Here is an 18,439-nt window from a genome sequence, read left to right on the forward strand (position 1 = left end):
TCCCGATGATCCGACCGCCGCTGATCTCTGCCGCCGACCTGCAACAGGCGCTCGCGCAACCCCAGCCCCCGCTGGTGCTCGACTGCAGCTTCGACCTCGCCGATGCCGCGGCCGGCGAGCGCAGCTACCGCGAAGGGCACATCCCCGGCGCGCTGTACGTGAACCTGGACGAGGACCTGTCCGGTCCGAAGACCGGCCGCAACGGCCGCCACCCGCTGGCCGGGCGCGACGACTACGCGCGCTGGATGGGCGACATCGGTGTCGTGCCGGGGCGCGAGGTCGTCGTCTACGACCGGCAGGCCGCGATGTACGCGGTGCGCGCCTGGTGGGTGCTGCTGTGGATGGGCCATCCGACGGTGCGCGTGCTCGACGGCGGGCTGGCCGCGTGGCAGGCCGCCGGCGGCGCGCTGTCGCAGCAGACCGCGCAGCCGGTGCCGGCCGCGCGCTACCCCGACCAGGCCCCGCAGCGGTCGACCATCGACGCGCAGCAACTCGAGCAGCGCCTGGGCGACGTGCTGGTGCTGGACGCCCGCGCGCCGGAGCGCTACCGCGGCGAGGTCGAGCCGATCGATGCGGTGGCCGGCCACATCCCCGGCGCGAAGAACCGCTTCTTCAAGGACAACCTGCAGCCCGACGGCCGCTTCAAGCCGGCGGAGCAGCTGCGTTCGGAGTTCCTCGCCATGCTCGACGGCCGCACGCCGGAATCGGTGGTGAACCAGTGCGGCTCCGGCGTCACCGCCTGCCACAACCTGCTGGCGATGGAAGTGGCCGGGCTGGGCGGCGCCGCGCTGTACCCGGGGTCGTGGAGCGAATGGTCATCCGACAGCGCCCGTCCGATGGAGAAATCTCCTCGTCTCTGACGCGGGATAGGGGCCACTGCCGACGCCTTCTGGGGAACACTGGACTTCCGGGTGAAGTCCATCCTGTTCCCACTCTCAGGAGGTGACCATGTTCCACCGCATCCTGGTTCCGACCGATGGCTCGGACATCACGAAGAAGGCGACCGACACGGCCATCGCGCTGGCCAAGTCGGTCAACGCGCGGGTCTACACGCTGAGCGTCAAGGAGCCGTTCCCGTACAGCGCGATCTCGGAGATGCAGCCGACGCCGCCGCAGGAGTTCTTCGACGCGCAGGAGCGCATCGCGTCGACCCGCGTGAAGGCGGTGCGCGACGACTGCGTCGCGCTCGGCGTGCCCTGCGAGGCCCACACGCTGGAGGCCTTGCACCCGTGGGAGGCGATCATCGACCACGCCCGCCGCCAGGAGTGCGACCTGATCGTGATGGCTTCGCACGGCCGGCGCGGCGTCAGCGCGCTGCTGCTGGGCAGCGAAACGCAGAAGGTGCTGACGCACAGCAAGGTGCCGGTCCTTGTAGTGCGCTAGTGATGGTGGGCGTGGCTGGCGACAAAGATCACGATCGCCAGGCCCACGCCCAGCCAGCCCAGCTGGGCAGCCGTGTCCTTGGCGGACAGCCGATGCTGCAGCTGCGGGATCAGGTCGGCCACCGCCACGTAGATGAAGCTGCTCGATGCGATCACGAGCAGGTACGGGAACAGCGCTTCCCACGGCCCGACCACGACGTAGCCCACCACGCCGCCGACCACCGCCGCCATGCCCGACATTGCGTTGTAGAGCAGCGCCTTGCGGCGTGACAGCCCGGCGTTCAGCAGCACGATGTAGTCGCCCACCTCCTGCGGGATCTCGTGCGCGATGATCGCGAGCGCGGTGAACATGCCGAGGTGGGTGTCGGTCAGGAAGGCCGCCGCGATGATGATGCCGTCGCAGAAGTTGTGGATGCTGTCGCCCAGCAGCACGGTCCAGCCGCCGCGCCCGGCCTGGTGCTTGTCGAAGCCGTGGTGGTGGTGGTGCTCGTCGCCTTCATGGTGATGGCCGTGGCGGTACAGCTCGGCCTTCTCGAGCAGGAAGAAGAACAGCAGCCCGATCAGCAGCGTCATGAACAGGCTTTGCGGGCTGGCCTTGCTCTCGAAGGCCTCCGGCAGGATGTTCAACAGTGCGGTGCCCAACAGCACGCCGGCCGACAGGCTGACCAGGTGGTGCACGATGCGGCCCAGCACGTTGACCGTCAGGCTGGCGGCCAGCAGCACCGACAGCAGCCCGCCGGCAAAGGTCGCGAGCACGATGTAGAAGAGGGTCATGGGATTCGGTCAAACAAAAAGCCGCGCGGTGCGCGGCTCGGTCAAAAACCGGGGGCGGCCGTTCAGGCGACGCCGTGCGCCTTGAACCAGTCGAGACAACGCCGCCAGCCGTCCTGGGCCGCCTCGGGCCGGTAACTCGGCCGGTAGTCGGCATGGAAGGCATGCGGCGCATCGGGGTAGAGCACGATCTCGGAAGCCTTCGACGCGGCGGCACCCGCGGCCAAGGCCGATTTCATCTTATCAACCGTGTCAAGCGGGATGCTGCTGTCGGCCGCGCCGTACAGGCCGAGCACCGGGCCGTGCAGCCGGCCGGCGATGTCGACCGGGCGGCGCGGCTGCAGTTCGGTGGCCGGTGTCGCGAGCTTGCCGTACCAGGCCACGCCGGCCTTCACCGCCGCGTTGTGCGCATCGAACAGCCAGGTGATGCGCCCGCCCCAGCAGAAGCCGGTGACGCCGAGCCGCGACACGTCGCCGCCCTGCGTCGCGGCCCAGCTGACGGTTGCGTCCAGGTCGTTCAGCACCTGCGCGTCGGGCACCTGGCTGATCAGCTCGGAGACCAGCAGCGTCATGTCGGTGTAGGCCTTCGCATCGCCCTGGCGCACGAACAGCTCGGGCGCGATCGCGAGGTAGCCCTGCTTCGCGAAGCGCCGCGCGACGTCGGCGATGTGCTCGTGCACGCCGAAGATCTCGCTGACGACGACGATCACCGGCAGCTTCGTGCCGCCGGCCGGCATCGCGCGGTAGGCCGGCATTGCGAAATCGCCGACCGGGATCGTCACCGGCCCGGCGGCCAGGCCGTGCGCGTCGGTGACGATGGCCTGCGCGGTGACCGGCTGCACCGATGCGGCATAGCCCTGGCCTGCGGTGACGAGCATGGCGGTCTCCCCTGTCTGGACTGAGTGGCCGCGATTCTATTTTCAGCGCGCCGGCCCTGGCCGCGACGAGGTCTGCCGGCAAACCAAGTGAGAATCGCGCGATGACCAGCCGATTCCCCGACCACCTTGCGGCCATCGACATGGGCTCCAACAGCTTCCGCCTGGAGATCGGCGAACTGAGCCCGGGCCGCTACAAGCGCATCGATTACCTGAAGGAGACCGTGCGCCTGGGCGCCGGCCTCGACAAGTCGGGCCTGCTGACCGAAGACGCGACGCTGCGCGGCCTGGCCTGCCTGGGCCGCTTCGCGCAGCGGCTGCGCGGCTACGAGCCCGCCCAGGTGCGCGCGGTCGCGACGCAGACGCTGCGCGAGGCGCGCAACCGCGATGCCTTCCTGCTGCGCGCGCAAGAGGTGCTGGGCCATCCGATCGAGGTGATCTCGGGCCGCGAGGAGGCGCGGCTGATCTATGCCGGCGTGGCGCGGCTGCAGCCGTCGGAAGACCCGCGGCTGGTGATCGACATCGGCGGGCGTTCCACCGAGATGATCCTCGGGCAGGGCCGCACGCCGCTGCGCGCCGAGTCGTTCCAGGTCGGCAGCGTCAGCCTGTCGATGCGCTACTTCGCCGACGGCCGTTTCACCGAGGCGGCGTTCCGCGCCGCGCAGGTGGCCGCCGGTGCCGAACTCGAAGAAGCGCTGGCACCGTTCGCGCCGCAACACTGGCACGAGGCGCTGGGCTCGTCGGGCACTGCCGGTGCGGTGTCGCAGCTGCTGCAGGCGAGCGGCATCACCGACGGCGCGATCACGCCCGACGGGCTGCGCTGGTGCATCGAGCAGTGCCTGAAGGCCGGCCGCATCGACAAGCTGAACCTGCCCGGGCTGAAGGAAGACCGCCGAGCAGTGATCGCCGGCGGCCTCGCGATCCTGTACACGTTGGCGACGCACTTCGGCATCCAGCTGCTGCAGCCGGCGCGCGGCGCGTTGCGCCAGGGCGTGATCTTCGACCTCGACGAACGGCTGCATGCCGAATCGCGCGACCGCGAGGGGCACGACGGGCACGACATGCGCGATGCCTCGGTGATCGAGATGCAGCGGCGCTTCGAGGTCGACACCACGCAGGCGTGGCGGGTGGCGGGCGTCGCCGATGCGCTGCATGCCAGCGCCGCGCCGCAGCGCACTCCGATCCAGGCGCGCGAGTTGCGCTGGGCCTGCGCGCTGCACGAGATGGGCATGATGATCTCGCACCACGACCATCACCGGCACAGCGCCTACGTGCTGGGCAATGTCGACGCGGCCGGCTTCTCGCAGTCGCAGCAGCGCCGGCTGGCGGAGCTGGTGCTGGCGCAGCGCGGCGGGCTGCGCAAGGTGGAACCGCAGCTCGCGAACGCCGATTTCGCGGTGCAGGTGATGTGCCTGCGGCTGGCGATCCTGAAATGCCATGCGCGCGGGCCGGTCGATGCGACCGCGCTGCGCCTGGAGCTGAGCGGCCGGCAGGCCACGCTCGGCTTCAGCGAGGCCTGGGTGCAGACGCATCCGCGCACGCTGTTCCTGCTGAACGAGGAGGTGGAGGCGTGGCAGCGCAGCGGTGCACTGAAGCTGGTACTGGCGCCGCGCTGAGCCTCGCGAGGCCCCTGGGCGGTCTTACGCAGCCACCCGCCCGTGGAACTGATTCGGTCGGATGGCCTGGACCGACGGCGTGGCCGCCAGTTCACGCAGCTGGCGCGGGGTGACCTCGACGACGAACGCGCCTGCCAGGTCATTGCGGCGAGCGCGTGCCGCCAGGCCCAGGCGCTCCAGGTCGGACTGAAGCTCGCTCATCTGCGCCACGATCGGGGGCGGCGCGCGCCGCCGGCCGATCGGCATCGCCGGGCGCCTGGCCTCGATGATCACCGACGCACGCCGCGATCCGGACTGGCTGGCGAATTCCACCAGGTCATCGTGTTTCAGGGCGTTGTGCGTTGTGGTCATGCGGTACTGCCAGGACTACTGCCAGGACGGAATGGCCAGACCGGCCACCGCCGTGGCGGGTGGGTATCTGGCTTGGACAGTCAGGGTACCCCGAGAGGCGCCGGGTTTCAACCCTTGGGCAGGTACCCGCGGTCGATCGCGTGTCCGAAAGCCGGCAGAAGCGCCAGCTTTCCATGCCCGAACCGGTGGTCCGGGCCGTTCTCGCCCCGGTCGACCACGCTGCCGACGATCAGCTGGATCAGCGTGTCGGAGCGGTCCCACCCGGTCAGCTTCAGCAATGCCGCCCCCTGCTTCGCCTGCGGCGTGCGGCTGAGCAGCACCGCAATGGCCCCGGCGACGTGCGGTGCCGCCATCGACGTTCCGTTCAGGTGTTCCCAGCGCTGCCTGCCGATGCAGGAATAGACCTGGACGCCCGGTGCCCCGAGGTCGGGCTTCGAGTAGACGAGCGGCAGGTTGCGCGGCGCGATGGCCTCCGACTCCTCGACGATCTGCGTGCGCCCCGCGCTGAAGGCGGCGACGCGGTCGTTCGCGTCCATCGCCCCCACCGCCAGCGCGAAGTAGTCGTTGCCCGGCGAGCCCGAGGTCTGCGCGCCCTCGTTGCCGACGCTCACGACGCACGGAATGCCGGCCTGGCGAGCCGCGATCAGCGCCGAGGTGTAGGTGTCCAGCACCGACGGCTCGAAGGACAGGCCGCCCAGGCTCATGTTGATCACGTCGGCCCCCTCGGCGACCGCCCACTCCATGCCCTTCAGGATCTGCTCGTCCGTGCCGCCGGCCTTGCCGAGGACCTTGGCCACCAGCAGCCTGCACGCCGGGGCCATGCCGATCCACCGCCCGCTGGCACGGCCACCGGCGATGGTGCCGCAGACGTGGGTGCCGTGGCCGTCGGCGTCCCAGGCCGCGTCGACGCCCTGCGCGACCAGGCGCCCTCGCGCATCGAACTCGGCGAACCGCGCCACCTTGCCGGCGAGGTCCGGATGGGACGGCTCCACGCCGGTGTCCAGTACCGCCACGCGAGCGCCCTGCCCGCGGGCCCCGAAAGCGCCCCAGCTGGCCAGGGCGCCCGAGGCCTCGATGCCCCAGGCATGGGTGGAACGCTGCGCAATCTCCGGCGGCAATGCGGTGGCACGCAGGCGCGGCGGGACCGGAACGCGCCGGTTCGCGAACACGGCCAGCGCCTGCGGCAGCGCCTCGGGCAGCTGGGCCAGGTCGTCGCGGTCGATCTCCATCGCCGCCGCGCCCGCCAGCGGCAATGCGCGCATGCGGCCGCCTTCGTCGGACCGCCTCGCCTGGCGCGAGAACCGCACGAAGGCGGCCTGCTGCATCGGCTCGATGGCCTGGATGCCGGTCCTGCGCAACGCATGCACGTCGGCGGCCCGGCGCGCCGCGGGCTGGTGGCCGGCGAGCCGCTCGTGCGCCGGCGGCGGCAGCAGGTCGGCCGCGTTCGTCACCGCGCGCCGCTCGATCGCGCGCTCGGCCGCCTCGACGATCGCCTGGCGCAGGCCTTCGTGCCGACCCTGCACGATGATGCTGAGCGTCTGCTGGGCCTGCTCGTCGAGCAGGCGTTCCACCTGGCGCCTGATCCTGGTCCGATCCATCTCATCCTTCCCTTCGAAAAGCGGGCTATCCGAACCGCCCCTGCAGGAACCACCCCTCCCCCTCCGACTGCGCCGACAACGGCATGCGCGCCCGGTAGATCCACACCAGCGCCCCATCGGGCTGCTGCGCGATGAAGTAGTCGCGCTCCACCGCATCGCCGTCCCACCAGCCGGCCTCGATGCGCTCCGGGCCCGCCAGCAGCTGCAGCGCGGCGCCGTCGAGCAGCGGCCTCGACTGCCGCTGCGCCAGCGGCAGCGCCTGCGGCAGCAGCCACACCGGGCGCGCCACCGCGCGGCGCGCCAGCACGTCGGCCCGGCGCAACGGCGGCCCGGTGCGGGCAGGTGGACTGCCGTCCAGCGCGGCGGCTTCCATGCGGCCGGCGCATTCGGGCCGGTGGTCCTGCACCGGCACCAGCCGCTGCACCCGCTCGCGGCCGAGCCGCGCCTGCAGCCGCTCCAGCAGGCGCGTCAGCCCTTCGCGCTCGCTGCGCGGCGTCGGGAACAGCTCGGTATTCGGCGGCGGCTGGCGCGCGATGTCGCTGGCGCGCAGTGCAAGCTCCAGCGTCGGCGCCGGCAAGGCCAGCTGCGACAGCCGCTCGCGCAGCAGCGCCATCAGGTGCTTCGGGTCGCGCGACGGCTCGGCCAGCGCGATCTCCAGCGTGGTGTGCAGCGGCGTGCCGGCGTCGCGCCGCCAGCGCGGCTCGTGCTTCATCTGCAGGCTGAAGCGGCGCACGAAGGCATGCTGCGCCGCAAGCCATGCCACCAGCCGCGCCAGCAGCACCTGCGCGCCGTGCAGCACCTGCTCGGTGGTGTCGGCGCGCGCGAACAGCTCGAGCGCGCTGTCGAAGCTGGCCGGCAGCTCGATCGACACGCGCGGGTCGGGACGCCGGCCGAGCGCACTGTCGAGCTCGACCAGCAGCGCCTCGCCAAAGCGGCGCGTCAGCCCGGCGCGCGGCAGGCTGCGCAGGTCGCCCAGCGTGTTCAGGCCCATGCCCTGCAACGCCTCCCAGTGCTCGCGGCCCGGACCGAGCAGCCAGACCGGCGCGGCATCGAGCGCGCGCTGCAGCGCGGCGACGTCGGCGCAATGCAGGCCGTCGGTGCTGCGCGACAGCAGCGCCGAGCCCTGCGCCGTCGGGGTGCTGACGCAGTGCAGCGCATGGCCGAGCGGCCGCAGCGCGTCGCGCAGCCGCTGCAGCAGCGCGTCGTGTCCGCCGAAGTAGCGCAGGCTCGCCTCGACCTCGAGCAGCACGCCCTGCGGCAGCGCGAAGCTGACCGCCGGCGTGAACGCCAGCGCCGCATGCGCGACGCTGGTCAGCGCCTGCCGGTCGCGCAGCGCATCGGCCTGGCCGATCAGCAACTGCGGAGCGAGCGCCAGCGCGGTCGCGCGCTTCAGCCCCGGCTTGACGCCCAGCGCCTGCGCGCCGGCGTTGGCATGGACGATGCGGTGCGCCTCGACCAGCGCGACGGCCGGCTCGCTGCCGCCGGGGCCCGCCGGGAGCGTCGCCAGGAAGGATTCCAGCGGCAGCAGCGGCAGGTGAAGACCGATCCAGAGCATCGCGCGCCCATTGCAGCAGGTGCCGGATCAGGCCAGGTTGACGAAGGTCGCGGCGCGCAGCGGTGGCGCCGCGCCGGCGGCCTCGACCGCCTGCACCGCCAGCTCGCGCGCCTTGCGCGTGGCGCTGGCGGACAGCACCGGCGGCAACTCGAGCAGCAGCTCGTGCGCCAGCGGCGGCCCGCGGCGCTTCAGTATCCGCACGCTCAAGGCATCGGCCCCGCCGGCCCGCAGCGCCAGCCGCAGCGGCGCCGGGCTCGCCTGCTGCTGCACCGCCATCTCGCGCAGCACGAAGGCCGGGCCGTCGTGCGCGTGGGCGGCCACCTGCAGGCGGCGCAGCCGCTCGGCGCGCAGGCGCGGCGGCAACCAGGCCAGCACCGCACCGACATGCCCGCTGTGCAGCGCCTGCTCCAGCGCCCACAGCCGCGCATCGACGCCGGCCTCGTGCGGCCGACCGTCGACGCCGGGAATGCCTTGCGTGCCGGTGTCGATCACCAGCAGCTGTTCGGGGTCCAGCCCCATCTGCATCAAGGCCCAGGCCGACAGCGCAGCCGGCGGATCGAACAGCATCACCAGCCGACCGGCCCGCTGCGTGGCGGCGAGGCTCGGGGCCAGCAGGCGGATCTCGCCGAGGCCGGGATGCGGCAGCAGCAGTTCGCTGAGCGCGCGGCGCGGCCAGCCGCCACCGGGCAACTGCGCATCGAGCGCCGCAAAGCCGCTGGGCAGCGCGCGTTCGACGCTGCGCCCCATCTGGTGGCCCCGCCAGACGCTGGTGTGCAGCCGCTCGGGCAGCGGCAGGCGGGCGGGGGCGGCGGCGAAGGAGGCGGTGGAAGGCATGGCAACTACTGTATGAACATCCAGTATATCGATCCACCTGAAAACGGGGTCATGCCGTTACAAGTCCCTTGAAGAAGCTTTCAGCACCTTAATAATTGCTTTTGGCAATCATTTGCGGCACGATGTCCCGATGCCTGACGCCCTTCCACCCGTCGATCCGAACACCCGCGTGGCCGCGGTGCGCGCCTTCAACCGCTTCTACACGCGCCGCATCGGCGTGCTGCACGAGGGCCTGGTCGACAGCGGCTTCACGCTGACCGAATCGCGGCTGCTGTGGGAATTCGCGCACCAGGCGCAGCCCACGGCCGGCGCGCTCGCGCGCTCATTGGAGCTCGACCCCGGCTACCTGAGCCGGCTGCTGCGCGGCCTGCGCGAGCGCGGGCTGATCGAGGCGACGCCGTCGGCCAGCGATGCGCGGCAATCGCACCTGTCGCTCACCGACGCCGGCCGGGCCGCCTTCGCGCCGCTGGACAGCGGCTCGCAGCAGCAGGTGCAGGCGCTGCTCGCGGCGCTCGACGAGCCGTCGCAGCAGCAGCTGCTGCAGGCGATGGGCACGCTGCAGCGCCTGCTCGACGACGACCCGGCCCGCCGCGCGCGCCAGCCCTACCTGCTGCGCGCGCACCGCCCGGGCGACATCGGCTGGGTGATCGCACGCCATGGCGCGCTGTATGCGCAGGAGTTCCGCTGGGACATCGCCTTCGAGGCGCTGGTGGCGCGCATCGCGGCCGGCTTCATCGAGCGCTTCGAGCCGGCGCGCGAAGCCTGCTGGATCGCCGAGCGCGACGGCGCGAACGTCGGCTGCGTGTTCCTGGTGCAGGCGCGCGACGAGGCGACGCAGGCCGTGCAGGAGGGCGTGGCCCAGCTGCGCATGCTGCTGGTCGAACCGTCCGCCCGCGGGCTGGGGCTGGGACGCCGGCTGGTCGACGAATGCGAGCGCTTCGCGCGCCACGCCGGCTACCGCCGCATCACGCTGTGGACCAACGGCAACCTGCTGGCCGCGCGCGGCATCTACGCGGCAGCGGGCTACCGGCTGGTCGCGAGCGAGCCGCACCACAGTTTCGGGCACGATCTGGTCGGAGAAACCTGGACCCTCGACCTGGACTGACCCCCACATGACCTGCCCTTGCGGCCTGCCTTGCGCTTACCTCGACTGCTGCGGCCGCTACCACGCCGGCCCGCTGCACCTGCAGGCGCCCGATGCCGAAGCGCTGATGCGCTCGCGCTACAGCGCCTTCGTCAACGGCCTGCCGGATTACCTGCTGGCGACCTGGCACCCGAGCACGCGGCCCGCCGTGTTGGAGCCCGATCCCCCGGGCCTGCGCTGGCTGGGGCTGGAGGTACGCCGGCATGCCTCCCAGGATGCCGACCATGCGACGGTGGAGTTCGTTGCCCGCAGCAAGCTCGGCGGCCGCGCGCAGCGGCTGCACGAGACCAGCCGGTTCGTGCGCGAAGACGCTCGTTGGTTCTACGTCGACGGAGAGTCCTGATCAGGCGAATTCTTGACGGACCGAAGCCGACATCAGCCGGCGGATGATCCAGCCGAGCAGCCCGCAGGCGCCGAGCGTCACCAGCACCGCCATCACGCGCGCCGCGGTCACGAAACCGCCGAACACGCCGAGGGCGCGCGGCGGCAGCGCCGCGGTGCTCAGCGTGCTGTCGGCCACCGACTGCATCACCTCCTGCTGCAGCCACAGGCCGAGCAGGTTCGCGACGATCGCCAGCAGCAGCAGCGCGATGAAGGTACGGCGTGCCCAGTCGAGCCGCAGCAGCAGGCCGACTGCCGACACCAGCGTGGCCAGCGACACCGCCAGCCCGGCGTTGACCACCCACGGCAGGTGGGCGATCAGCAGCCCGAACAGGCCGCTGACCTGCAGGCTTTCGCTGCGGAACACGCCCGACACCAGCATCGCGTTCTGCAGCAGCGCCGACGCACAGGCCAGCGCGCCGAGCAGCATGAACACCCATGCCGTCGCGGTGACGAACAGGGAACGGGCTCCGACGGTGATGGTGGTGGGCATGGCGCTTCCTCGACAGCTCCGATTGTCCGGAGCGCAGGCGGGCTTGTCATGCGCTGCAACACGCGGCCCCCCAAGATCGAGGGGACGGCAACCCGCCCGGTGTGCACATGGCGCCACAAGGTGTCAGCCGATGTTTCAACCGCAGCGTCAACCGAACCGCAGCGCATACACCGGCGGCAACTGCGCCGGCAGCGCGGCCCAGGTGTCGCCGCCATCGTCGCTGCCCCACACATGGCCGGTCGTGCTGCCCATCAGCAGGCTGCGGCCGTCCGGCGACACGTCGAGCCCGTGGCGGTACACCAGGTCGTAGCAATGCCGCTGGGGCAGCCCGCGGCGCAGCGTCTCGAAGCTCGCCCCGCCGTCGCGCGTGCGGTTGACCGCCAGCGCGCCGCCGACCGGCACGCGCTGCTGGTCGGCCACGCCCGGCACGAACCAGGCGGTCTGCGCATCGCCCGGGTGCACCGCGACCGCGAAGCCGAAATCCGACAGCGGCGCGCTCGTCACCTGCTGCCACGAGGCCGACGCATCGGTCGAGCGCCAGATGCCGTTGTGGTGCTGGGTCCACAGCACGTCCGGCTGCGCGGCGCAGCGCACGATGCGGTGCGGGTCCTGGGTGTTCGGCGAGCCGGCCTGCTCCGGCGGCATGTAGGCGGCGCGCATGCCGTCGGCCTGGAGCTGCCAGCTCGCGCCGTCGTCGTGCGTGACCCAGGCGCCGCCGCAGCTGATGCCGAGCACCAGGTCGCCGGCGCGCGCGGGGTGCGGGCAGATCGAATGGATGCCGGGCACGTCGTAGCCGCCGCCGAACCAGTCGGCGCGCTCCGGCCGCTGCCACAGCGGATCGACCAGCTGCCACGAATCGCCGCCGTCGCCGCTGCGGAACAGCCCGCCCGGCAGCGTGCCGAGCCACAGCGTGCCGTGGTCGCGTTCCAGCGACCACACCTGCACCACCTTCCACGGCACGCCGGTCGCGCCTTCCGGCTGCGCCGGAAAAGCCGGCGCAGCCACCTCGTGCCACGTGGCGCCCTGGTCATCGGACGCATGCAGCTTGACGCCGAAGTGGCCCAGGTTCAGCGCTGCCAGCAGGCGGCCGTCGGCACCGGGCGGCAGCAGCATCGACACCGGCTCGCCGAGGAAGCTGGTGCGGGCGATGTCCCACGCGCCGCCGCGACCGCGCGTCAGTTCGAACAGGCCCTTGCGGGTGGCGGCCCAGGCACGGTCTGACATCTGCAACTCCTTAGGGCCTGTTAACACGACGGGAAGGCTCGCGCCGGTGCTTGGCAAGGCGCTGGGCAAGGCGCGACGCGCAGCCCAGGCTCCGTGCCCGGGCAAGCGGCGCAACGCGGCCCAGCGCCTTGCCAGGCACCGGCCCGAAGGGTGATCTCATCAAAAGGGCACCCGTGACGTTGCACGGATTGCCCAGGCAGCAAGCCTGGGCTGCGCCGTGCGCCTTGCGGGTGCCCTTTTGATGAGTCACGCGTGCCTTCCCGTCGTTAACAGGCCCTGGATCAACCGCCGGACAGCGCCTGCATCACGTGGATCCGGCTGTCCGGCCGCAATGCGTCGGCCAGCGCCACGCGGTCGTCGCTGCGCACGCCGTCGACGAAGGCCACCACGTTCGGCCGCAGGTGGCCCTGCTCGTCGAGCACGTAGCCGCGCAACCGCGGGTGCGCGGCGAACACCGCGTCGAGCGCGCCGCGCAGGCTGGCGGCGTCGACGTCGAGTTCGGGCGTCTCGATGAAGCGGCGCAGCTGCTGCGTGAACACGACGTGGGCCATGGAGCGCGATGATGCCCGTCACGCCCAGCCGCGACAATCCACCCGATGAATTACGGACCCTTCTACGCCGCCCTCGCCTTCACGCTGTGGGGCGTGTTCCCGCTGTTCTTCCGCCGGCTGGCCATGCTGCCGGCCGGCGAGGTGCTGGCACACCGCATCGTCTGGTCGCTCGCCTTCGTGCTGATCGTGCTCGGCGTGCGCCGCCAGTGGGGGTGGCTGAGGCCGCTGCTGCGCCAGCCGCGCGTGCTCGGCGCGTTCGCCGCCAGCGCGCTGCTGCTGGCGGTGAACTGGCTGACCTACATCTGGTCGGTCAACCACGGCCATGTGCTCGACGCGAGCCTCGGCTACTTCATCACGCCGCTCGTCAACGTGCTGCTCGGCTACACCGTGTTGCACGAACGCCCGCGGCGCGGCCAGTGGGTCGCGCTCGCGCTGGCGACGGCCGGCGTGGTCTGGCTGACGGTGCAGGCCGGCCAGTTGCCGTGGATCGCGCTGGTGCTGGCCGCGAGCTTCGGCAGCTACGGGCTGCTGCGCAAGGTCGCGGTGCTCGGGCCGCTGGAAGGCCTCGCACTGGAGGCGATGCTGCTGGCGCCGCTGGCCATCGCCGCACTGCTGTTCTGGCAGGCGCAGGGCAGCGGGCAGTTCCCGCTGCCCGACACGGCGACCAACCTGTGGCTGCTGGCGGCCGGGCCGATCACCGCGGTGCCGCTGCTGCTGTTCGCCGCCGGCGCGCGCCGCATCTCGATGACGACACTCGGGCTGATGCAGTACATCGGCCCGACGATCCAGTTCGGACTCGGCGTGTGGCTGTTCGGCGAGCCGTTCGGCGGCGCGCGGCTGGCGGGTTTCGGGCTGATCTGGCTGGCGCTGGCGGTGTACAGCGTGGAAGGCTGGCGGGCCCGCGACCAGCACGGCTGAAGCGTGGAACCCTGGCCGGTTGCCAGCCACTCAGGTGCATGACGCCCGCCAAACGCACACGTTCGCCGTCCCTTCCAGACAGCCCTCGTCTTGCCACGGAAGCCCGCATCGATCCCCTGCGAGCCTTCACCATCCCGCAGCCAGGCCAGCTGGCCTGGTCGTTCAAGGACTGTCGCGGCAAGCACAAAGGTGTCGACTTCGCCAGCCTGGCAACGAAGATCGACCATCCATCTTCCGTGCTTGAACTCAAAATGACGTGGGAATGGAGCCCGGATGAAGCGGGCGGGGAAGAAAATACGTTGGCGGCCTGGCGCGCACTGCAGGCGTTCACCGGACTCAAATCGCTGTCCCTCGACATCGAGATCGAGACCTTTCCCGACACGGCCCAGGCACTGGCCGTCAGCCTGAGCCAGATGCCCCATCTCGAGCACCTGCGCCTCGGGGCTTTCGTCGACGAAGACTCCTTCGCCCCGATCCTGCCTTCATTGCCGGCAACGCTGCGGAGCATCACGCTGCACAGTGCGCCCGAAGCGATGACATGCCTGCTCCAGCACCTGCACACCACGCCGCTGCATCGTCTGGAGCACCTGCACCTGAAAGTCTTCGAACAACTGCACGACGCCAGTCGACTGAATCTGTGGGGAGAACTTGCCAAGGCCCTCGAGATGTGGATTCCTCTGGCCGATTCGCTCTGTCAGCTGAGTTACCCGGAGGAAGTGCGATGGGGTATTGCCCCGTATGACATGCGTCGCACGGTGAAGAAGAGCCAATCGCTGCATGCGCTGAACTTCTCACCGGATTTCGTCGGCAAGGTCCGCAAGGATGTCGACAACAACCTGAAGCTGATCCATCCGCAGCTGACCGAGAACCTCGACAAGCTGGTCCGCTTCCCCTACGGACTCTTCGACGCGCTCTGCAGCGCCGTCATGACGCAGCTTTCCACGACCGGCGCCGCGGCTCCCCACGACATCACCCAACTCGTCCACGCATTCTGGATGGGCCGCAACACGCCTCGCGATCGCTGGCGTGCATTGGCGCTGGTGTGCGTCTGCAAGGCATATCGCGATCTGGCAGCGAAGACCTCCGGCGAGGCGATCGCCGCACAGCGGCTGAAAGTCTCGGTCGATCGACGGGCCACCATCCTGCAGCAGTACGGCCTCGCCACGGATGCGACAGTGCAGCGCCTGCAGCACAGGCTGACGAAAACCTGAGCCCCCCCGAGGTTGCAGCTGGTCACAATCCGGCCGCGCGATGCGGGCAGGCGGCCTTCAGAATGGAAACGATTCCAGAGAGTTCCATCGCGCCATGAACCGTCGAACCCACCTTGCCCTGCTGTCGTTGAGCATCGCCCTCTCCGCCTGCGGCGGCGGATCGGACGACGAACCGTCGAACCCGGTGTCGGGCGGGCCTGCGCCGGCACCCGCTCCGACTCCGTCGCCTTCACCGGCCCCCGCACCCGCACCCGCACCCGCACCCGCACCCGCACCCGCACCCGCACCGGCACCGGCACCGGCACCGGCACCGGCACCTGCCCCTGCTCCCTCTCCGGCTCCAGCCCCCGCACCAGCCCCCGCGCCGTCGTCCGCCGACCTGACCGATGCCCGCAAGAAGGACATCGCGATGCAGATCGTCTCCAGCGCCGAGAACTCGTCGCTGAACTGGAAGGCGCAGTACGCCTACATCCAGGACATCGGTGACGGCCGCGGCTACACCGGCGGCATCATCGGCTTCTGCTCCGGCACCAGCGACATGCTGGAGGTCGTCCAGGATTACACCCAGCGGTCGCCGAACAACGTGCTGGCCAGGTACATCCCGGCGCTGAAGAAGGTCAACGGCAGCGATTCGCACGCCGGCCTGGACCCGACCTTCACCGGCGACTGGAAGACCGCTGCCGCCGACCTGGTCTTCCAGCAGTCGCAGGACAGCGTGCGCGACGACACCTACTTCAACCCGGCCGTCAGCCAGGCGAAGACCGACGGGCTGCGCGCGCTCGGCCAGTTCGCCTACTACGACGCGATCGTGATGCACGGCCCGGGCAACGACGGCATCAGCTTCGGCGGCATCCGCAAGGCGGCGATGGCGAAGGCCAGGACGCCGGCGCAAGGCGGCGACGAGACGACCTACCTGAACGCCTTCCTCGATGCCCGCGTGGCCGCGATGAAGACCGAGGAAGCGCACAGCGACACGACGCGCGTCGACACCGCGCAGCGCGTCTGGCTGAAGGCCGGCAACTTCGACCTCAACACGCCGCTGAACTGGAAGGTCTACGGCGACAGCTTCAGCATCAAGTAGCGCCTGACGGGGCCTGGAAGCCCGAGTGCGGCCGTCGCCTGTCGGCGGCGTGGCAACATCGTCGCCGATGCGCCCGTTGTCCCTCCGCCGCTGGCACCGCCAGTCCGTCCTCACGGCCGGCCTGGCCTTGCTGCTCGGCCTGCAGATCGGCTGCGCGTCGCTCGACGAGCGCCAGCGCGCGTGGATCTTCCAGCCCGGAGACCGCGTCTGGTATGGCGGGGCCGCGGCCGCCGAGGGCATGGACGACGCCTGGATCGACTACCGATCGAACGTCGCCGAATCGCGCGACCAGGCGGTCCGCCTGCACGGCCTGTGGCTGGCGCAAGACGACCCCAAGGCACCGGTGCTGCTCTACCTGCACGGCGCCCGCTTCGACGTGCGCGCCAGCGCGACGCGGATGCGGCGCATGCACGAACTGGGGTTCTCGGTGCTCGCGATCGACTACCGCGGCTTCGGGCGCAGCAGCGCCGGGCTGCCGTCGCAGGCGCTGGCCGATGAAGACGCCCATGCCGCCTGGGACTGGCTCGCGCACAAGCGGCCGCAGGCCCGCCGCTTCATCTTCGGCCACTCGCTGGGTGGCGCGATCGCGGTGCAGCTGGCCGCCGAGGTGCCCGACGAGGCCGGCCTGATCGTCGAAGGCAGCTTCACGTCGATCCCCGACGTGGTATCGACCTTCCGCTGGGGCTGGCTGCCGGTCGGGCCGCTGATCACGCAGCGCTTCGATGCCGCGTCGCGGGTCGCCGACATCGGCTCGCCGCTGCTGGTGGTGCACGGCAGCGACGACACGCTGATCCAGCCGGCACTCGGCCGCGCGCTGTTCGAACGAGCCCGCGAGCCGAAGCGATTCATGCTGATCGAAGGGGCCTCGCACCACAACACCAACGACCTGGGCCAGCCGCAGTACCGCGAGGCGGTGGCCGAGTTGTTCGGCATCGGGCGATCGCCCCCCTGACACAGACACATGTCTGGAAACCGGAGGCGGTGAATCGCCACTCACCGGCTTTCCACTTCGCTTCGTCGCCGGCCCACCATGAAACGCGTGCGATCTTCACCTGCATCCAACGAATCGAAGCGTTCCTGCACAGACGTGGTGCTCGCAGCAGAACTGATGCATGCAGGCAAGTTCAAAGGGAACCTCGACACCCATCGAGCCATCTGGCGCCTGGCCAGCCAGTCGCCATCCGCCACCTTCAAGTCGGCATGGGATGGCCCCGACTGCACTGCGCTGCTTCAGACCTGCAACGGCGTGGACTGGGTGGCCAATTTTTCGCACATCGCCACGCTGTTCGGCAGGACCGCGCTGACCGACGACATCTGCAGCCCCAGCCCCGAGTTGATCGCTCACCTGCTCCACGCCTGCCCGCAGATCGTCGACATGACGCTCGAGAATTTCAGCGCCGACGGCGAGCACATCGCCGGGCTGGAAGCAGCGCTGTCGAGCACGAACCACCTGCGCAGCTTCCGCATCACGCCGGAAGACATGGATCCCGGCGTCGGCCTGTGCATCGCACGCGGATTGCGATCCCACCACCACCTCTCATCGTGGCGCCACTGGACCGACGACGATCCGGACACCATCGCTCCCGTGCTGGCAGAAACCCTGTCCAGCGTGCATAACCTGGAATGCCTGGATCTGTGCATCGATGAATCCTGGACCGCCGATCACTTCGACCTGCTCGCGGTCCCGCTGATGCGAATGCCGGCCTTGCAGGACCTGCGGCTCAGGCTCGCCGCGGGTTGCGATCTCTCGCGACTGTTCCAGACGATGTCGGCAGCCGGCCCCTCCTTGCCGCTGGCATCGCTGAAGGTGGACATCGCCCGCGATGGCGATGCCTCGATCCGCAACGCCGCCAGGGCGCTCTCGCAAGCGATTGCCGCGTTGCCGCGACTGATGTCGCTGACCGTGTCCCGTCATGTGTTCGAGGCGATGGACCCTCAGGCCCTGATCCGTGCGGTCAGGCGGAACGGCGTCCTCGGCACCCTCACGCTCCTCGATGTGCATGGCGACGACCTGCCCCGCGAACTACCCACCAGGTTGTCCGCCGCGCTGGGCACCAACCGGGACCGCTTCGCCATCGCACCGGTCGAGATGATGGCCCCTGCCTGCAGCGTCTTCGTCAATGCAGCCCTGTGGCACTGCCAGCTCGAGCCCGTGTCGGACATCGGCCACGTGGTGGCCGAGCACCTGGTGGGTCGGACAGCCGCGCCCGACATGCGGGACTGCCAGGGCCTGCTTCGGGTGTCGAAGCCCGTCTGGGCGGCTGCGCGCGCCGCGCGCCGGCACGCCATGCTGGCCTTGCTGCAGCAGCCCTCCACCGAGAGGACCGGGCCGCACATGCTGCACCTGGTCGGGCTGGGCCGCAGATTCGACATCCTGACGGTCGACGAAGCGCTGCAACTGCGCGAACGACACAGCGGCTGGATCCACGAAATGCCGGCCCGGCAGTGACCTCT

General features: G+C 70.6%; 19 protein-coding genes. 10 read left to right on the forward strand and 9 right to left on the reverse strand.

Features of this window, described 5'->3' with window-relative positions; all coding sequences use genetic code 11:
* The first annotated feature begins 5 nt into the window (after positions 1 to 5).
* Positions 6 to 860, forward strand: coding sequence for a sulfurtransferase (locus FHT26_RS03795; protein WP_168558854.1), 855 nt, complete (start codon positions 6 to 8; stop codon positions 858 to 860).
* 88 nt (positions 861 to 948) lie between these two features.
* Positions 949 to 1,383 (forward strand): universal stress protein, encoded by a 435-nt coding sequence (locus tag FHT26_RS03800; protein WP_056810045.1) that lies wholly within the window; start codon positions 949 to 951, stop codon positions 1,381 to 1,383.
* On the opposite strand, the gene FHT26_RS03805 is transcribed toward FHT26_RS03800, so the two are convergent.
* Together FHT26_RS03805 and FHT26_RS03810 are read right to left on the reverse strand one after the other, a co-directional pair.
* The gene (locus FHT26_RS03805; RefSeq protein ID WP_168558855.1) at positions 1,380 to 2,156 is read right to left on the reverse strand and encodes a ZIP family metal transporter; all 777 of its coding nucleotides are present in this window, start codon (positions 2,154 to 2,156) and stop codon (positions 1,380 to 1,382) included. The two genes, FHT26_RS03800 and FHT26_RS03805, sit on opposite strands and share 4 nt — an antisense overlap.
* A 62-nt stretch (positions 2,157 to 2,218) precedes the next feature.
* Positions 2,219 to 3,031, reverse strand: coding sequence for a dienelactone hydrolase family protein (locus tag FHT26_RS03810; protein ID WP_168558856.1), 813 nt, complete (start codon positions 3,029 to 3,031; stop codon positions 2,219 to 2,221).
* Positions 3,032 to 3,132: 101 nt separating this feature from the next.
* Between FHT26_RS03810 and ppx the strand changes: the two genes are divergently transcribed.
* Positions 3,133 to 4,644, forward strand: coding sequence for an exopolyphosphatase (gene ppx, locus FHT26_RS03815; RefSeq protein WP_168558857.1), 1,512 nt, complete (start codon positions 3,133 to 3,135; stop codon positions 4,642 to 4,644).
* A 24-nt stretch (positions 4,645 to 4,668) separates the two neighbouring features.
* On the opposite strand, the gene FHT26_RS03820 is transcribed toward ppx, so the two are convergent.
* From FHT26_RS03820 to imuA, 4 genes are all read right to left on the reverse strand, one after another.
* On the reverse strand, positions 4,669 to 4,995 hold the full coding sequence (locus FHT26_RS03820; protein WP_168558858.1) for a hypothetical protein: 327 nt from the start codon (positions 4,993 to 4,995) through the stop codon (positions 4,669 to 4,671).
* 107 nt (positions 4,996 to 5,102) lie between these two features.
* Entirely contained in the window at positions 5,103 to 6,593 is a 1,491-nt protein-coding gene (locus FHT26_RS03825; protein ID WP_168558859.1) for a S8 family serine peptidase, read from the reverse strand.
* A gap of 25 nt (positions 6,594 to 6,618) precedes the next feature.
* Positions 6,619 to 8,148 (reverse strand): Y-family DNA polymerase, encoded by a 1,530-nt coding sequence (locus tag FHT26_RS03830; protein ID WP_168558860.1) that lies wholly within the window; start codon positions 8,146 to 8,148, stop codon positions 6,619 to 6,621.
* 27 nt (positions 8,149 to 8,175) lie between these two features.
* Positions 8,176 to 8,982 carry a translesion DNA synthesis-associated protein ImuA gene (imuA, locus tag FHT26_RS03835; protein ID WP_168558861.1) on the reverse strand — a complete coding sequence of 269 codons (807 nt, stop codon included), beginning with the start codon at positions 8,980 to 8,982 and terminating at the stop codon, positions 8,176 to 8,178.
* 130 nt (positions 8,983 to 9,112) lie between these two features.
* Here imuA and FHT26_RS03840 point away from each other — a divergent pair, with 130 nt between their 5' ends.
* Positions 9,113 to 10,087 carry a bifunctional helix-turn-helix transcriptional regulator/GNAT family N-acetyltransferase gene (locus tag FHT26_RS03840; RefSeq protein ID WP_168558862.1) on the forward strand — a complete coding sequence of 325 codons (975 nt, stop codon included), beginning with the start codon at positions 9,113 to 9,115 and terminating at the stop codon, positions 10,085 to 10,087.
* Positions 10,088 to 10,094: 7 nt separating this feature from the next.
* Complete coding sequence (locus FHT26_RS03845; RefSeq protein WP_168558863.1) at positions 10,095 to 10,469, forward strand: YchJ family protein; 375 nt, start codon at positions 10,095 to 10,097, stop codon at positions 10,467 to 10,469.
* On the opposite strand, the gene FHT26_RS03850 is transcribed toward FHT26_RS03845, so the two are convergent.
* The 3 genes from FHT26_RS03850 to FHT26_RS03860 form a co-directional block, all read right to left on the reverse strand.
* A complete protein-coding gene (locus FHT26_RS03850; RefSeq protein WP_168558864.1) occupies positions 10,470 to 11,000 on the reverse strand; it encodes a hypothetical protein in 531 nt (176 codons plus the stop codon).
* A gap of 147 nt (positions 11,001 to 11,147) precedes the next feature.
* Positions 11,148 to 12,224 (reverse strand): WD40/YVTN/BNR-like repeat-containing protein, encoded by a 1,077-nt coding sequence (locus FHT26_RS03855; protein WP_168558865.1) that lies wholly within the window; start codon positions 12,222 to 12,224, stop codon positions 11,148 to 11,150.
* 281 nt (positions 12,225 to 12,505) lie between these two features.
* A complete protein-coding gene (locus FHT26_RS03860; RefSeq protein WP_168558866.1) occupies positions 12,506 to 12,775 on the reverse strand; it encodes a MoaD/ThiS family protein in 270 nt (89 codons plus the stop codon).
* A gap of 45 nt (positions 12,776 to 12,820) precedes the next feature.
* Here FHT26_RS03860 and rarD point away from each other — a divergent pair, with 45 nt between their 5' ends.
* From rarD to FHT26_RS03885, 5 genes are all read left to right on the forward strand, one after another.
* On the forward strand, positions 12,821 to 13,693 hold the full coding sequence (rarD, locus tag FHT26_RS03865) for an EamA family transporter RarD (RefSeq protein WP_168558867.1): 873 nt from the start codon (positions 12,821 to 12,823) through the stop codon (positions 13,691 to 13,693).
* Between the two features lie 38 nt (positions 13,694 to 13,731).
* Positions 13,732 to 14,904 carry a hypothetical protein gene (locus FHT26_RS03870; protein WP_168558868.1) on the forward strand — a complete coding sequence of 391 codons (1,173 nt, stop codon included), beginning with the start codon at positions 13,732 to 13,734 and terminating at the stop codon, positions 14,902 to 14,904.
* 94 nt (positions 14,905 to 14,998) lie between these two features.
* Positions 14,999 to 15,985, forward strand: a complete 987-nt coding sequence (locus FHT26_RS03875; protein ID WP_282597138.1) for a chitosanase — start codon at positions 14,999 to 15,001, stop codon at positions 15,983 to 15,985.
* 67 nt (positions 15,986 to 16,052) lie between these two features.
* The gene (locus tag FHT26_RS03880) at positions 16,053 to 16,937 is read left to right on the forward strand and encodes an alpha/beta hydrolase (protein WP_168558869.1); all 885 of its coding nucleotides are present in this window, start codon (positions 16,053 to 16,055) and stop codon (positions 16,935 to 16,937) included.
* Between the two features lie 78 nt (positions 16,938 to 17,015).
* The gene (locus FHT26_RS03885; protein ID WP_168558870.1) at positions 17,016 to 18,434 is read left to right on the forward strand and encodes a hypothetical protein; all 1,419 of its coding nucleotides are present in this window, start codon (positions 17,016 to 17,018) and stop codon (positions 18,432 to 18,434) included.
* The last annotated feature ends 5 nt before the right edge of the window (positions 18,435 to 18,439 follow it).

Origin of the sequence: Rhizobacter sp. SG703, from assembly GCF_012275445.1 — a bacterium.
In the GTDB taxonomy this organism is placed as follows: Bacteria; Pseudomonadota; Gammaproteobacteria; order Burkholderiales; family Burkholderiaceae_C; genus Rhizobacter.

What these genes read in the sequence shown, in the direction of transcription:
- FHT26_RS03795 (WP_168558854.1), top strand. Translation starts at nt 6, where the DNA reads ATGATCCGACCGCCGCTGATCTCTGCCGCCGACCTGCAACAGGCGCTC.
- FHT26_RS03800 (WP_056810045.1), top strand. Translation starts at nt 949, where the DNA reads ATGTTCCACCGCATCCTGGTTCCGACCGATGGCTCGGACATCACGAAG.
- FHT26_RS03805 (WP_168558855.1), bottom strand. Translation starts at nt 2,156, where the DNA reads ATGACCCTCTTCTACATCGTGCTCGCGACCTTTGCCGGCGGGCTGCTG.
- FHT26_RS03810 (WP_168558856.1), bottom strand. Translation starts at nt 3,031, where the DNA reads ATGCTCGTCACCGCAGGCCAGGGCTATGCCGCATCGGTGCAGCCGGTC.
- ppx (WP_168558857.1), top strand. Translation starts at nt 3,133, where the DNA reads ATGACCAGCCGATTCCCCGACCACCTTGCGGCCATCGACATGGGCTCC.
- FHT26_RS03820 (WP_168558858.1), bottom strand. Translation starts at nt 4,995, where the DNA reads ATGACCACAACGCACAACGCCCTGAAACACGATGACCTGGTGGAATTC.
- FHT26_RS03825 (WP_168558859.1), bottom strand. Translation starts at nt 6,593, where the DNA reads ATGGATCGGACCAGGATCAGGCGCCAGGTGGAACGCCTGCTCGACGAG.
- FHT26_RS03830 (WP_168558860.1), bottom strand. Translation starts at nt 8,148, where the DNA reads ATGCTCTGGATCGGTCTTCACCTGCCGCTGCTGCCGCTGGAATCCTTC.
- imuA (WP_168558861.1), bottom strand. Translation starts at nt 8,982, where the DNA reads ATGCCTTCCACCGCCTCCTTCGCCGCCGCCCCCGCCCGCCTGCCGCTG.
- FHT26_RS03840 (WP_168558862.1), top strand. Translation starts at nt 9,113, where the DNA reads ATGCCTGACGCCCTTCCACCCGTCGATCCGAACACCCGCGTGGCCGCG.
- FHT26_RS03845 (WP_168558863.1), top strand. Translation starts at nt 10,095, where the DNA reads ATGACCTGCCCTTGCGGCCTGCCTTGCGCTTACCTCGACTGCTGCGGC.
- FHT26_RS03850 (WP_168558864.1), bottom strand. Translation starts at nt 11,000, where the DNA reads ATGCCCACCACCATCACCGTCGGAGCCCGTTCCCTGTTCGTCACCGCG.
- FHT26_RS03855 (WP_168558865.1), bottom strand. Translation starts at nt 12,224, where the DNA reads ATGTCAGACCGTGCCTGGGCCGCCACCCGCAAGGGCCTGTTCGAACTG.
- FHT26_RS03860 (WP_168558866.1), bottom strand. Translation starts at nt 12,775, where the DNA reads ATGGCCCACGTCGTGTTCACGCAGCAGCTGCGCCGCTTCATCGAGACG.
- rarD (WP_168558867.1), top strand. Translation starts at nt 12,821, where the DNA reads ATGAATTACGGACCCTTCTACGCCGCCCTCGCCTTCACGCTGTGGGGC.
- FHT26_RS03870 (WP_168558868.1), top strand. Translation starts at nt 13,732, where the DNA reads ATGACGCCCGCCAAACGCACACGTTCGCCGTCCCTTCCAGACAGCCCT.
- FHT26_RS03875 (WP_282597138.1), top strand. Translation starts at nt 14,999, where the DNA reads ATGAACCGTCGAACCCACCTTGCCCTGCTGTCGTTGAGCATCGCCCTC.
- FHT26_RS03880 (WP_168558869.1), top strand. Translation starts at nt 16,053, where the DNA reads ATGCGCCCGTTGTCCCTCCGCCGCTGGCACCGCCAGTCCGTCCTCACG.
- FHT26_RS03885 (WP_168558870.1), top strand. Translation starts at nt 17,016, where the DNA reads ATGAAACGCGTGCGATCTTCACCTGCATCCAACGAATCGAAGCGTTCC.